The sequence below is a fragment of the Altererythrobacter sp. B11 genome (genome assembly GCF_003569745.1).
Taxonomy (GTDB): Bacteria; Pseudomonadota; Alphaproteobacteria; order Sphingomonadales; family Sphingomonadaceae; genus Croceibacterium_C.
The window spans coordinates 762,705-775,211 of sequence record NZ_AP018498.1 but is presented as its reverse complement, the minus strand read 5'-3'; the positions used below and the strand labels follow the sequence as shown (position 1 = coordinate 775,211).

Sequence of the window (12,507 nt, the reverse complement as noted above, 5' to 3'; positions counted from 1 at the left end):
AGCACGGTCAGATCTTGCGCAGGCGCGAGCTGTCCGCCTTGGTCGCCTGATGGTTGCGGGTGAAGCGCGGGCTTTCGTAGCCCTTGCCTTCTGCCGGCGCGGAAGCGCGCGCCAGCTTGGGATCGATTTCCTCCACGAAGGCGATTCCGAAGCGGTTGTCCTGCTTCCACGCCACCGTACCTTCGACCCAGCCGATGTTGCGCAATTCCACCGCCACCAGCGATCCGCGCATCACCCGCGCATCGCCTTCGGCCATCATGCCGCCGGAGGAGAGATTGCGCACCTTCACGCGGTGCAGCCCATCCTGCCCGTCCACCCGCAGCTGAGCCAGCAGGAACAGGCTGTCACGATTGACCTGGCGGGTATCGACATTGCTCATTGTACTTGCGGGTGGCCTCTGCTTCGCCGCCGGGCCTGCACCACGGCGAGATGGATTTGCGACATGCTATACGACAATTTTTGCCGCTTTTGCCTAATGCAAAGTTAAAGCGGGCCGGCTTGCGTCGACCTTGTGCCGCAATGGGTCAGTCGTCCCGCGAAATCTTCTCACGCCGTTCATGCGCTTGCTGGGCTTCCACCGTCATCGTGGCGATGGGGCGGGCGATCAGGCGCTTGATGCCGATCGGCTCACCGGTCGCTTCGCACCAGCCATACTCCCCATCCTCGATTCGGCGCAGCGCCGCATCGATCTTGGCAATGAGCTTGCGCTGGCGATCGCGCGTGCGCAGTTCGATGCCCCAGTCGGTTTCGCTCGACGCCCGGTCGTTGAGATCGGGTTCGCGAATCGGCCCATCCTGCAGCGATTGCAGCGTGCCTTCCGAAGCGCTGAGGATCGATTTCTTCCATTCAAGCAGCAGCACACGGAAATAATTCAGCTGCTTTTCGGACATATATTCTTCGTCGTCCGACGGCGTGTAGTCCCGATCCAGTGCCCGCTTGGCCTTGGCGAGAATGTCTATGTCGTCACCGGGCATCGAGGCCATTCAAGAACTCCGCCTGCTTGTGCGTGCAGGAATAATGCACCGCCGGCATCGGCAATTTGCTTGCTTGTTCCGGCAAGATTGGCGCGGCCTATAGTGGCAGCGTGAATCGCGCACAAGCGGCAATCCGCGCCCGCTACAGTTGGGGGCCAACCGCACAAAAGCGGCCGATCGCTGTGGGCGCCGCGGCGTTAACCATTTCTTGAGAGCGACCGGGGCAACACTGCACAGTGAAGCCCCCGGAAGGCCCGGAGGCAAACTGAGGCTCCCGATCATGGAATGGACCAAGATCGACGAATTCGCCAAGATCCGCCCCGCGGACGAAAATTGCGACGATCTGATCCTTGCACGCCACCTTGCCGCCGCTGCCGCGGGGGATATCGAGGCGTGTTACGATCTCGGCGTCGTCTTCTCCACCGCCAGCCATGGCGTGGATTGCGATCTGGTGGAAGCACACAAATGGTTCAACATCGCCGCCTCGCGCGGGCATGAGGAAGCCAGCTGGTGCCGCGCCGACGTGGCAGACGAAATGACCGCACGGGAAATCGCCGAAGCGCAGCGCCGCGCCCGCCAGTGGCTGGTGCTGGAAGACCGCCGCGCCGCCTAGTCGCCGCGTCTGAACGGCGTCTTCCCGCCCAGATACAGGCGGTCCATCGCGACGCCCTCGCGCTCGCGCTCGAGAAAATCGGCCACCGCCGCGCGAAAGCCGGCATCGGCGATATAGTGCATCGACCAAGTCTGCACCGGTTCATAGCCACGGGCCAGCTTGTGCCCCCCTTGCGCGCCCGCTTCCACGCGTTGCAACCCCAGGGCGATGGCGTGATCGATCGCCTGGTAATAACATAGCTCGAAATGCAGGAAGGGCTTGTCCACCAGACAGCCCCAATACCGCCCATAGAGCGCTTCATCGCCGATGAAGTTCAGCGCGCCGGCAATCGGCTGCCCGTCCTCATAGGCCAGCACGAGCAGGATCCGCTCCGCCATGCGCTCACCCAGCAGGGTGAAGGCTTCGCGCGTCAGATAGGGCGTCCCCCATTTGCGCGCGCCAGTGTCCTGGTAGAACAGCCAGAAGGCATCCCAATGCTCCTCGCGCAGCTCCGCGCCGCGCAGCGCCCGAATGGTCACGCCCTCCTGCGCTGCCGCGCGCTCCTTGCGCACCGCTTTTCGCTTGCGGGAAGCGAGGGCAGCCAGGAAATCCTCGAACTCCGCGTAACCGCGGTTCTCCCAGTGAAACTGAATGTCGCTGCGCGCCAGCCAGCCCGCCCGTTCGAACAGCGCACGCTGAGCCGGCTCCACGAAGGTGGCATGGGCGGAAGAGAAATCCTGCTGGCGGCACAGCAGCTCCACCGCACGCAGCAGCGGTGCGGCATAAGCGTCGTCCGCCAGCAGCAGGCGGGGCCCGGTGGCGGGGGTGAAGGGGGCCGCAATCTGCAGCTTGGGGTAATAGCTGCCACCCGCCCGCTCCCAGGCATCGGCCCAGGCGTGGTCAAACACATATTCGCCCTGGCTGTGCCCCTTGGCATAGCACGGCGCCGCGGCGAGCATCGTCCCGCGCGCGTCCTCGATCACCAGCGGCACAGGCGCCCAGCCAGTGCCGGGCCCTACGCTGCCCGAATCCTCCAGTGCGCTGAGGAAGGCATGGCTCATGAACGGATTGCCCGGTCCGGCCAGCGCATCCCATTGCGCGGCCGGCAAGGAGCCGATTGAAGGGGCGACTCGCGCCGTCAGATCGCCATCCGCCATCGCGGCCCTAGATAGGACCGTCGGCGGCCTTATGCGACCCCCTCCCCCTCCGCGATCGGCGCGTCGGCGTGCTTTTCTGCCCGCCCCTGCAATTCGGCGCTGCGCACCGTCCAGCTCAGGACGGGCAGGCCACGGCGGCGCTGCGCGGCGGCAAAGCTGCTCGGCAGATCGCGCACGTCATAGGCGAGAAAGTCCGGCCGGGCGTGCCCCAGGGCGGCGTGGCGGCCCAGCCAGCCGCGGAGACCACGCCGGCCCTCCTCGCTCACCACCAGCCCGCGCAGGATCGCGGGCGCATTGGCCGCAAACCACCGCGCGACGCGGGGGTCGAAAGACATGACAGCCACCCTCCCGCGATATCCTTCCAGATCGCGCCGCACGGCGCTGCACAGCGGCCCCACGGGCTCTTCGCGGGAGGATTTGAGTTCGATCAGCAGCGGCACCTGCCCGTGCGCCATATCAAGCAGGTCGCGCAGCGTGGGAATGCACTCGGTGCTGCCGGACAGCGGAATTGCGGTGAGTTCGCCCACGCTGCGCTCGGCGAGCGGTCCGCAGGCCGCAGTCAGCCGTCCGAGATCGGCATCATGGAAGATGATCGCGCGGCCGTCATGGCTCCGGCGCACGTCGCATTCGATTCCCAGGCCAGCCGCGATCGCTGCCGCGAAGGCGGCGGGGGAGTTCTCTACCCGTGCCCCTTCCGGGCCTGCGCCATGCAGACCGCGATGGGCGTAGCAGTGATCGCGCAGCCAGCCTACACGCGCCGGTGCCGGTGCCAGCCAGCGATCAAGCAGGCGAAAGGGCAATGATCGCATCGACCTCGACCGCCGCACCCAGGGGCAGCGCAGCCACACCCACGGCGCTGCGGGCATGGCGCCCAGCCTCGCCGCAAACCTCCACCATCAGCTCAGAGGCGCCATTGGCGACCTTGGGCTGATCGGTGAAATCCGCGGTCGAATTGACGAAGGCGCCAAGCTTCACGATCCGCTCCACCCGGTCGAGCAAACCTGCTGCTTGCAGCTGGGCCAGGATCATCAGGCCGCAGGCCCGCGCCGCGGCGGCACCGCTTTCCGTGGTCACGTCCTCACCCAGCCGCCCGGTCACCAGCTTGCCATCGATGAAAGGCAACTGGCCGGAGACATGGGCGAGACCGCCGGCAACCACCACCGGCACATAAGCGGCGAGCGGAGCGGCGGCGGCAGGAAGGGTGATGCCGAGCTCGGCGAGACGATGCTGAATGTTCATGGCCGCACTCCATGCAATCTTTCGAGCAGCCAGGGCAAGGCCTCTTGCCAATTGTCGATCCGCGCATGGGCATGGCCGCCGCTGAAGGCGCAGGGTACATGACCAGCGATGGCCGGCTCTCCGCAGAAATGCAGGCGGCCGATCTCCGGCACCTCCTCCGCCGCGGACGCGTGGTGCTTGGCGATGTCATCAATGAACACGGCGCGCGCCGGCGCATATTCGTCGAAGATGCGGCGCAGCGCGGCGCCCTTCGGCCCCTGATTGGTATAGACGCGCAGGTCGATGCCATGGGCCTGCAATTGCCGCTGGCGGCTTTCCGCAAAGTGATCGCCGAGATTGGTCAGCACGACCACATCCGCTTCCCGCTGCAATTCGCGAATCGCCTCCACCGAACCTTCGATCGCCGTCTGCCGCGCCATTTCCCCGACGAAGAACTGCTCGAGCAGGCTCCACACCTCCTCGTCTTTCAGCGGGTCCGGGCTGTTGCGCCGGCTCAGCGACTGGATGAACGGATCGCCCTTCAGCGCGAAGTCGATGCCATGCTCTTCATCCAGCCAGTCGCGGAAGTGCCGCACCATGTGGAGCAGCACCTCGTCGCAATCCGTCACCACCAGCGGCCGCGCCATCAGCCGCCCTCCCCCCGCACCAGGCGCAGCCGGGCGGCAGCGATGGCAGCAGGGTCGAGGCCCAGCGCCTCGGCCGCGCCCACCAGATCGGGCTCGTACCCGCAGAGGAAGTCCAGCACCGCCAGATGGGTGTGATCCTCGCCAATGGCCGCGCGGAGGCCATCAGGCGTCAGGCCGGTAAGATCGAGGAAGCGCTGCGCGCGGCGATCCTCCGCCAGCAGCCAGGCAAGCGCGGCCAGGGCCACGTCCGATGGCTGGTTGATCGGATCTTCATGCCTGTTGATAATTGTCCGATGTCCACTAAGGTACTACGTGTATTTCCGTAGGGGAACGGAAGCGCGAGTTTTTGGGGGCTCCATGACGAAGCGAATCCTGGTTGTCGAGGACAACGATCTGAACCGGAAACTTTTCTGCGACGTTCTTGTGGCGAGTGGTTTCGCCGTCGAACCCGTAGCGGATGGAGGCAGCGCGATCGAACGCGCGCGCAGCTTTATCCCCAATCTCGTGGTGATGGATATCCAGCTGCAGGATGTCTCAGGACTCGATCTCATCGCCAGCCTGAAGAGCGACGCCGCGCTGGCCGATGTGCCGGTGTTGGCGGTGACAGCCTATGCGGGCAAGGGGGACGAGGAGCGGATCCGCAGCACCGGAGCGGAAGGCTATCTGTCCAAGCCGGTGTCGATCGGCCCGTTCATGGCGGCGGTGAAGGAACTCGTCGGCCCCTAGCCACGCCTGCCTTGGCGAGGGCAGTCGCGGCCCCGTCGCTGCTCCTGCACGGCTCCCCTTCCGAAAGGGTGGAAGGGCGCGGCGGCGCGCTTGCCAAGCGCCCCTTCGCTTGACAAGCACCGGCGATACTCCTTTTGCGCCGCAATCGCATGGCAGGCGCCCCGCCTGCCGGCACCAATGATAGGAATGGACCATGGATCGCGCCGAGATCGACAGCCGCATCCGCACTCTGATCGAACCCTTCAACAAGAAGAACGTGGCGGTCGAGGACGATACGACCTTCGCCGGCGATCTCGAATTCGACAGCCTGACGGTGATGGATTTCGTCGCCGCGATCGAGGACGAGTTCGACATCATCATCAGCATGAACCAGCAGGCGGAGATCGAGACCTTCGGCCAGCTGGTCAGCGCGGTGAACGACCTCCAGGGCAAGTGAGAGCGGCATGAGCGAAGGTGTGAACCAGGCCGATCAGCCGGTGCTGGAACAGGGCGGCGACCGCGACCTGTTCTCCAAGTTCGACGATGTGATCCGCACCCGCGAGCAATTGCTGGCGAGCGGGCTGGAGGATCCCTTCGGCCTGGTGATGGAGCGGGTGCTCTCCCCCACCAGGGCGATTTGCAACGGGCGCGATACCATCCTGCTCGGCACCTACAATTATATGGGCATGACCTTCGACCCCGATGTGATCGCGGCCGGCAAGGATGCGCTCGACAATTTCGGCTCCGGCACCACCGGCAGCCGTGTCCTCAACGGGACATATCAGGGCCACAGGGAAGTGGAGGCCGCGCTGCGCGAATTCTACGCCATGGATCACGCCATGGTGTTCTCCACCGGCTATCAGGCCAATCTCGGCATCATCTCCACCATTGCCGGCAAGGAGGACTACATCGTCCTCGATATCGACAGCCATGCCAGCATCTGGGACGGCTGTTCGCTGGGCAATGCGCAGGTGGTGCCCTTCAAGCACAACGACATCGAGGCGATGGAGAAGCGCCTGCGCCGGATTCCCGAAGGCGCCGGCAAGCTGGTGGTGCTGGAAGGCGTCTATTCCATGCTGGGCGACATCGCCCCGCTGAAGGAGATGGTCGCCGTCGCCAAGAAGCACGGGGCCATGGTGCTGGTGGACGAAGCGCATTCCATGGGCTTCATCGGCGAGCATGGGCGCGGCGTGGCCGAAGCGCAGGGCGTGATCGACGATGTGGACTTCATCATCGGCACCTTTTCCAAGAGCGTGGGCACGGTGGGCGGCTTCTGCGTGTCCAACCACCCGAAGTTCGAGATCATGCGGCTGGTCTGCCGCCCCTATGTCTTCACCGCCTCCCTGCCGCCCAGCGTGGTCGCCACGGCGGCCACCAGCATCCGCAAGCTGATCCACGGCGGCAACAAGCGGGCGCATCTGTGGGAGAATTCGAAGCGGCTGCACGGCGGCCTCAAGGATCTCGGCTTCACCCTCGGCACCGAAGAGCCACAGAGCGCCATCGTGGCGGTCATCATGCCCGACCTGCAGCGCGGCGCCACCATGTGGGAAGCGCTGCTGAAGGAGGGGCTCTATGTGAACCTGGCCCGCCCCCCGGCAACCCCCGCCAATATGACGCTGCTGCGCTGCTCGCTCTGCGCCGAACACAGCGCGGAGGAGGTGGAAACCATCCTCGGCATGTTCGAACGCGCCGGCAAGGCGGTGGGCATCATCTAGCCAGCCGCCAGCAGGCGGCGCGCTACAGCGTGGTCGCCTGTTCGCAGCGGTCCTGCGCGGCCTGGGCCTTCTCGCCGCCGCCCAGCAGGGCGATGGCGAGGAAGCCGCCGACCAGCAGGACGAGGAACGCCCCCGTCACCAGCCCGAAATAGCGATCGATCACCTGCTTGATCGGCGCGCCGAACAGGCGGAACAGCACCCCCACCACCATAAAGATCAGCGCCCTGCCGGCGATGCTGGCGATGAGGAACTGCGCGAAGGGCATCTTCACCACGCCGGCGGTGATCGTCAGCAGCTTGAAGGGGATCGGCGTCACCGCGGCGGTGAAGATCACCCAACTGGCATTCTCGTTCAGATAGCAGGCCGCCTTCGGAAAGGCCTCGCTGAGGCCGAGCGAGACAATCACCACCGATCCCACGGATTCGTACAGGAAATAGCCGATCAGATAGCCGAACATGCCGCCCACCACCGATGCGATGGTGGTGATGAGCGCAAAGCGCAGCGCCTTCTGCGGCTCCGCCAGGCACATCAGGCCGAGCAGCGGATGCGGCGGAATCGGAAAGAAGCTCGATTCGGCAAAGCTGAACAGCGCCAGCCAGCCCGGCGCGTGGCGATGCGCCGCCTTCTCCATCGTCCAATCGTACAGCCGGCGCAGCATCGGCGGAGCCCCCTTCGTGATCCGGCGCGCCTAGGCGAGCGCATCATGCAGCGCAACACAGATTTGATAACCTATATGGCACTTTTCTATTGACATTGCGACGCTGATTGGTTAGAGAAACGGAACATCGCGATAGAGCGACTGCAGCCGGCCCGCCGGCATCCCCCCGCACAAGGATCCGTTCCATGCCCGCATCCAAGGGCGCGAAGCCTTCGCGCCGCAGATATGGCGCCCCCAAGAACTGGCGCGACACCTTCATCGCCGCTCTGGGCGAGACCTCCAATGTCAGCGCCGCGGCACAGGCCGCCGACATCAGCCTGAGCCACGTCTACAAGAGCCGGCGCGACGATCCGCATTTCGCCCGCCGCTGGTTCGAGGCGCTGAGCGAAGGCTATGACAATCTGGAGATGGAATTGCTGTGTCGCCTGCGCAGCGGCCAGACCGAGGAAGTGGACGAGGCCGGCAACCGGCGCAAATACGACCTCGGCACCGCCTTCCGCTGCCTGTTCGCCCATCGCGAAACGGTGGCGCGAGAGAAGGGGCGGCGCACGCTGGATAGCGAAGCCGCCACCATCGCTTCGGTCAACGCCAAGATCGACGCGATGCGTGCGCGGGAGGAGGAATCCCGCCGGCTGATCGCGCGGTCACGGGCGCGGGAGCAGGATACGCCGGATGCCGCTGAAGGCGACACGACCGATGGCGTCTGACGCGCCCCGGAACCGCGGCGAATGGTTCCGCGAAACCGAGGTGGAACGCCGCATCCGCCTGTGGGACGAGATGGACGCCGCGGAGAAGGACGCCGCGGGCAATTGGCACTGGGAATTATGGGGCCGCCCCGAACAGCTGCCCCCGCCGGTCGACTGGCGGGTGTGGCTGATCTGCGCCGGGCGCGGCTTCGGCAAGACCCGCGCGGGCGCCGAATGGGTGCGGCACATCGCCCGCACTGATGGCAGCGCGCGCATCGCACTGGTCGGCGCATCGCTGGCCGAAGCCCGCGCGGTGATGGTGGAAGGGGAAAGCGGGTTGCTCGCCGCCTCGCCCGGTGCCTGCCGCCCGGAGTTCGAGCCCTCGCTGCGGCGGCTACAATGGGACAATGGGGCACAGGCCTTCCTCTATTCCGCCGCCGAGCCCGAATCCCTGCGCGGCCCCCAGCACAGCCATGCCTGGTGCGACGAGATCGCCAAGTGGGACAATGCCTCCGGCCGGGCCATGGCCGCGTGGGACAATCTGCAGCTGGGCCTGCGGCTGGGCGAGCGGCCCCGCGTGGTCGCCACCACCACCCCGCGCGCCGTGCCGCTGATGCGGCGGCTGATGGCGCCGGGCACGGGTGAGGAGGAAGGCGGCGGCGACGTGGTCATCACCCGCGGCCGCACGCTGGACAATGCCGAGAACCTGCCCGCCGCCTTCCTTGCCGCCATGCAGCAGCAGTTCGGCGGCACGACACTGGCGCGGCAGGAGCTGGACGGCGAATTGCTGACCGAGGTGGAAGGCGCGCTGTGGAGCCGCGCCCTGCTGGAATCCTGCCGCGACCGCCTGCCGCGCGAGCCGCTGGCGCGCGTGGTGGTGGGCGTCGATCCGCCGGCCGGGGCGCGCGGCGATGAATGCGGCATCGTGGTGGCTGCCGTCACGCGCGCCGGCGGTGCGGTGGTGCTGGCGGATTGCTCGCTGGCCCGCGCCGGGCCCGAACGCTGGGCGCGCGCGGTGGCCGCCACGGCGCAGCACTGGCAGGCGGACCGCGTGGTGGCGGAGGCCAATCAGGGCGGGCGCATGGTGGAAAGCGTGCTGCGCGCCGCCGATTGCCAGATGCCCATCCACCTGGTCCACGCAACGCGCGGCAAGACCGCCCGCGCCGAGCCCGTGGCCGCGCTGTATGAAGCGGGCAAGGTGCGCCACGCCGGCCTGTTCGCGCGGCTGGAGGACCAGCTGTGCGGCCTCATGGCCGGTGGCAGCTACGAAGGCCCCGGCCGCTCGCCCGACCGGGCGGATGCGCTGGTCTGGGCCCTGACCGAACTGATGCTGGGGCGGCGGGGGCGACCGCGGGTGCGCGAGCTCTGACCCGCCGGGGTGGGCGCGCTGTGGAGCCGCGCCCTGCTGAAATCCTGCCGCGATCGCCTGCCGCGCGAGCCGCTGGCGCGCGTGGTGGTGGGCGTCGATCCGCCCGCCGGAGCGCGCGGCGACGAATGCGGCATCGTGGTGGCCGCCGTCACGCGCGCCGGTGGTGCGGTGGTGCTGGCGGATTGCTCGCTCGCCCTTGCCGGGCCGGAACGCTGGGCGCGCGCGGTGGCCGCCACGGCGCAGCACTGGCAGGCGGACCGCGTGGTGGCGGAAGCCAATCAGGGCGGGCGCATGGTGGAAAGCGTGCTGCGCGCCGCCGATTGCCAGATGCCCATCCGTCTGGTCCACGCCACGCGCGGCAAATCCGCCCGCGCCGAGCCCGTGGCCGCGCTGTATGAAGCGGGCAAGGTGCGCCACGCCGGCCTGTTCGCGCGGCTGGAGGACCAGCTGTGCGGCCTGATGGCCGGCGGCAGCTACGAAGGCCCCGGCCGCTCGCCCGACCGGGCGGATGCGCTGGTCTGGGCGCTGACCGAACTGATGCTGGGGCGGCGCGGCAGGCCGCGGGTGCGCGGGCTCTGACCCGCTGCGGTTGGCGCGCGTCCTTCGACAGGCTCAGGACGAGCGGGTTTTTGCGGAATCCGCGGCGTGACGGGTCGTTGATCCGGTCATCCGCCCCCAACTCCGCTCATCCTGAGCCAATCCCGCTCATCCTGAGCCCGTCGAAGGATGCGCGCAGGCGGGTGTCGCGCGGGATTCCCGCCTGCGCGGGAATGACGAAGGAAAGAGGCTTCATCCAGATCCCGAGCCCACCCGCTCATCCTTGACCCACCCCGCTCATCCTGAGCCTGTCGAAGGATGCGCGCCCCGCCCCGCCCCGCCCCGCCCCGCCCCGCCTCCGGGCGAAACGCACCTCACACCAGCCGAACAGGAACCAGCCATGTCTTTCCTCGACACGCTCCGCGCCGCCTTCAAGGGTGGCGGGGGGCCGCGCGTGCCTTTGGCGCGCAGCTTCATTTCGCCCTGGGCGTGGAGCCATGAGCCGGCGGGCACGCGCCCGCCCTTCGAATATCGCCATGCGGTGCGCCGCGCCTTCCTGGACAATCCGGTGGCGCAGCGCGCGGTGCGGATTGTGGCCGAGGGCGTGGGCAGCGCGCCGCTGGCCGGCGGGGAGCCTACGGCGCTGGAGCTGGTGCGCGCCGCCAGCGCCGGACAATCCCTGCTGGAAACGCTGGCCGCCCATCTGCTGCTGCATGGCAATGGCTATGTGCAGGTGATCCGCGGCGGCGACGGCAAGCCGGTGGAGCTGTTCGCGCTGCGGCCCGAGCGCGTCTCGGTGATCGCCGGGGCGGATGGCTGGCCCACCGCCTGGCGCTACAAGGTGGGGGATGCGGTGCTGACCCTGCCGGTGGAGGATGAGGAGGGCTGGCCCTGCCTGATCCACCTCAAGGCCTTCCACCCGGCGGACGATCACTATGGCGCCGGCTGCCTCTCCGCCGCCGAACAGGCGGTGGCGATCCACAATGCCGCCGCCGGCTGGAACCGCGCGCTGCTGGAAAATGCGGCGCGGCCTTCGGGCGCGCTGGTCTATGACGGGGGCGAGAATGCCGCGCTGACGGGCGAGCAGTTCGAGCGGCTGCGCGACGAGCTGGCGGGGGCCTTTTCCGGCAGTGCCAATGCCGGGCGGCCGATGCTGCTGGAAGGCGGGCTGAAATGGCAGAGCCTTTCGCTGAGCCCGGCGGAAATGGATTTCGCCGAACTGAAGGCCTCCGCCGCGCGCGACATCGCGCTGGCCTTCGGCGTGCCGCCCATGCTGCTCGGCCTGCCGGGCGACAACACCTATGCCAATTACCGCGAGGCCAATCGCGCGCTGTGGCGGCTCACCCTGCTGCCGCTGGCGGGCAAGATGCTCTCCGGCCTGCAGGACGGGCTGCGGGCGTGGTTCCCCGGGCTCGAACTGGCGGTCGATCTCGATCGCGTGCCAGCGCTGGCGGAAGACCGCGAACGGCTGTGGGCGCAGGTGAGCGGCGCCGATTTCCTCGATCCGGCCGAAAAGCGCGCGCTGCTCGGCCTTGCAACACAAGGAGATGCGCGATGAGGCGCGAAGGCATTCTGGCCGGGCTGATCGCCCAGGCGGCCGAGGAAGGCGGCGACATGGTGACGCTGCGCGCCATCGTGGAGGAAGCGAGCGAGCTGGGCGCGGACCGCGTGCTGGTGCGCATCGGCCTCGCCGACGAGGGCGCGGAGGACGATATCGACGAGCTGCGCGAGCTGCTCGCCGCCTGGCGCGCGGCCAAGGCCAGCGCCTGGCGGGCGGCGGTGGACTGGCTGGTGCGCGGGCTGCTGGCGCTGCTGCTGATCGGCATGGCGCTGCGGCTGGGCGCGGCGGGGCTGCTCAAGTGATCCGCTTCGCCGGCTATGCCGCGCTGTTCGACCGGGCGGACGGCGCGCGCGACACGATCCGCCCCGGCGCCTTCGCCCGCACGCTGGCCCTGGCGCGGGCGATCCCGCTGCTGTGGCAGCATCGCCCCGGCCAGCGGATCGGGGCGGTGGAGCGGGCGGAGGAGGATGCGCGCGGCCTGCGGGTGATCGGCCGGATCGACAATGATCACTGCCGCGCGGCGGCGGCGCTGCTGGCGCGCGCGGTGGACGGGCTCAGCTTCGGCTACCGTGCCCGCGCCTTCCGCCGCACCCCGGCGGGGCGGGTGCTGGAGGAGGTGGAGCTGATCGAGGTCAGCCTCGTCACCCATCCGCTGCAGCATGGCGCCCGCGTGCATCTGGTGGGGTGA

General features: G+C 67.9%; 17 protein-coding genes and 1 pseudogene. 10 read left to right on the top strand and 8 right to left on the bottom strand.

Annotated elements, in window-relative coordinates; all coding sequences use genetic code 11:
* Positions 1-7: 7 nt before the first annotated feature.
* Positions 8-379: a PilZ domain-containing protein gene (locus tag AEB_RS03730; protein WP_119081996.1), complete on the bottom strand. Its 372-nt coding sequence runs from the start codon at positions 377-379 to the stop codon at positions 8-10.
* A gap of 145 nt (positions 380-524) precedes the next feature.
* Positions 525-983 (bottom strand): RNA polymerase-binding protein DksA, encoded by a 459-nt coding sequence (dksA, locus tag AEB_RS03725; protein WP_119081995.1) that lies wholly within the window; start codon positions 981-983, stop codon positions 525-527.
* Between the two features lie 271 nt (positions 984-1,254).
* Here dksA and AEB_RS03720 point away from each other — a divergent pair, with 271 nt between their 5' ends.
* Positions 1,255-1,587: a sel1 repeat family protein gene (locus tag AEB_RS03720; RefSeq protein WP_119081994.1), complete on the top strand. Its 333-nt coding sequence runs from the start codon at positions 1,255-1,257 to the stop codon at positions 1,585-1,587.
* Here AEB_RS03720 and AEB_RS03715 read toward each other — a convergent pair.
* The 5 genes from AEB_RS03715 to AEB_RS03695 are packed head-to-tail and all read right to left on the bottom strand — an operon-like array spanning position 1,584 to position 4,833.
* Positions 1,584-2,723: a GNAT family N-acetyltransferase gene (locus AEB_RS03715; RefSeq protein WP_119081993.1), complete on the bottom strand. Its 1,140-nt coding sequence runs from the start codon at positions 2,721-2,723 to the stop codon at positions 1,584-1,586. The genes AEB_RS03720 and AEB_RS03715 overlap by 4 nt on opposite strands.
* Before the next feature lie 29 nt (positions 2,724-2,752).
* Positions 2,753-3,532 (bottom strand): glycerophosphodiester phosphodiesterase family protein, encoded by a 780-nt coding sequence (locus tag AEB_RS03710; RefSeq protein WP_119081992.1) that lies wholly within the window; start codon positions 3,530-3,532, stop codon positions 2,753-2,755.
* A complete protein-coding gene (locus AEB_RS03705) occupies positions 3,504-3,962 on the bottom strand; it encodes a RidA family protein (RefSeq protein ID WP_119081991.1) in 459 nt (152 codons plus the stop codon). Before AEB_RS03705 ends, AEB_RS03710 begins: the two co-directional genes overlap by 29 nt.
* Positions 3,959-4,588, bottom strand: a complete 630-nt coding sequence (locus AEB_RS03700) for an HAD family hydrolase (protein ID WP_119081990.1) — start codon at positions 4,586-4,588, stop codon at positions 3,959-3,961. Before AEB_RS03700 ends, AEB_RS03705 begins: the two co-directional genes overlap by 4 nt.
* On the bottom strand, positions 4,588-4,833 hold the full coding sequence (locus AEB_RS03695; RefSeq protein WP_119081989.1) for a DUF3572 family protein: 246 nt from the start codon (positions 4,831-4,833) through the stop codon (positions 4,588-4,590). The genes AEB_RS03700 and AEB_RS03695 overlap by 1 nt, the downstream gene beginning before the upstream one ends.
* 112 nt (positions 4,834-4,945) lie before the next feature.
* On the opposite strand from AEB_RS03695, the gene AEB_RS03690 reads away from it, so the two are divergent.
* The 3 genes from AEB_RS03690 to spt all read left to right on the top strand — a co-directional run bounded on the left by AEB_RS03690 (position 4,946) and on the right by spt (position 7,008).
* Positions 4,946-5,314, top strand: a complete 369-nt coding sequence (locus AEB_RS03690; protein ID WP_119081988.1) for a response regulator — start codon at positions 4,946-4,948, stop codon at positions 5,312-5,314.
* A 193-nt stretch (positions 5,315-5,507) separates the two neighbouring features.
* Complete coding sequence (locus AEB_RS03685) at positions 5,508-5,750, top strand: acyl carrier protein (protein ID WP_119081987.1); 243 nt, start codon at positions 5,508-5,510, stop codon at positions 5,748-5,750.
* 7 nt (positions 5,751-5,757) lie between these two features.
* Positions 5,758-7,008, top strand: coding sequence for a serine palmitoyltransferase (spt, locus tag AEB_RS03680; protein ID WP_119081986.1), 1,251 nt, complete (start codon positions 5,758-5,760; stop codon positions 7,006-7,008).
* Between the two features lie 22 nt (positions 7,009-7,030).
* Here the strand turns inward: spt and AEB_RS03675 are convergent, their stop codons facing one another.
* On the bottom strand, positions 7,031-7,666 hold the full coding sequence (locus AEB_RS03675; RefSeq protein WP_119081985.1) for a YqaA family protein: 636 nt from the start codon (positions 7,664-7,666) through the stop codon (positions 7,031-7,033).
* 185 nt (positions 7,667-7,851) lie between these two features.
* On the opposite strand from AEB_RS03675, the gene AEB_RS03670 reads away from it, so the two are divergent.
* The 6 genes and pseudogenes from AEB_RS03670 to AEB_RS18340 all read left to right on the top strand — a co-directional run bounded on the left by AEB_RS03670 (position 7,852) and on the right by AEB_RS18340 (position 12,507).
* Positions 7,852-8,373 (top strand): hypothetical protein, encoded by a 522-nt coding sequence (locus tag AEB_RS03670; RefSeq protein ID WP_119081984.1) that lies wholly within the window; start codon positions 7,852-7,854, stop codon positions 8,371-8,373.
* On the top strand, positions 8,363-9,721 hold the full coding sequence (locus AEB_RS03665) for a phage terminase large subunit family protein (RefSeq protein ID WP_119081983.1): 1,359 nt from the start codon (positions 8,363-8,365) through the stop codon (positions 9,719-9,721). The genes AEB_RS03670 and AEB_RS03665 overlap by 11 nt, the downstream gene beginning before the upstream one ends.
* Positions 9,722-9,733: 12 nt before the next feature.
* A pseudogene (locus AEB_RS03660) lies at positions 9,734-10,300 on the top strand (phage terminase large subunit family protein); the annotation flags it as partial.
* Positions 10,301-10,658: 358 nt separating this feature from the next.
* Positions 10,659-11,816: a phage portal protein gene (locus tag AEB_RS03655; RefSeq protein WP_119081981.1), complete on the top strand. Its 1,158-nt coding sequence runs from the start codon at positions 10,659-10,661 to the stop codon at positions 11,814-11,816.
* The gene (locus tag AEB_RS18345; protein ID WP_231958888.1) at positions 11,813-12,121 is read left to right on the top strand and encodes a DUF6127 family protein; all 309 of its coding nucleotides are present in this window, start codon (positions 11,813-11,815) and stop codon (positions 12,119-12,121) included. Before AEB_RS03655 ends, AEB_RS18345 begins: the two co-directional genes overlap by 4 nt.
* Positions 12,121-12,507 carry an HK97 family phage prohead protease gene (locus tag AEB_RS18340; protein ID WP_231959013.1) on the top strand — a complete coding sequence of 129 codons (387 nt, stop codon included), beginning with the start codon at positions 12,121-12,123 and terminating at the stop codon, positions 12,505-12,507. Before AEB_RS18345 ends, AEB_RS18340 begins: the two co-directional genes overlap by 1 nt.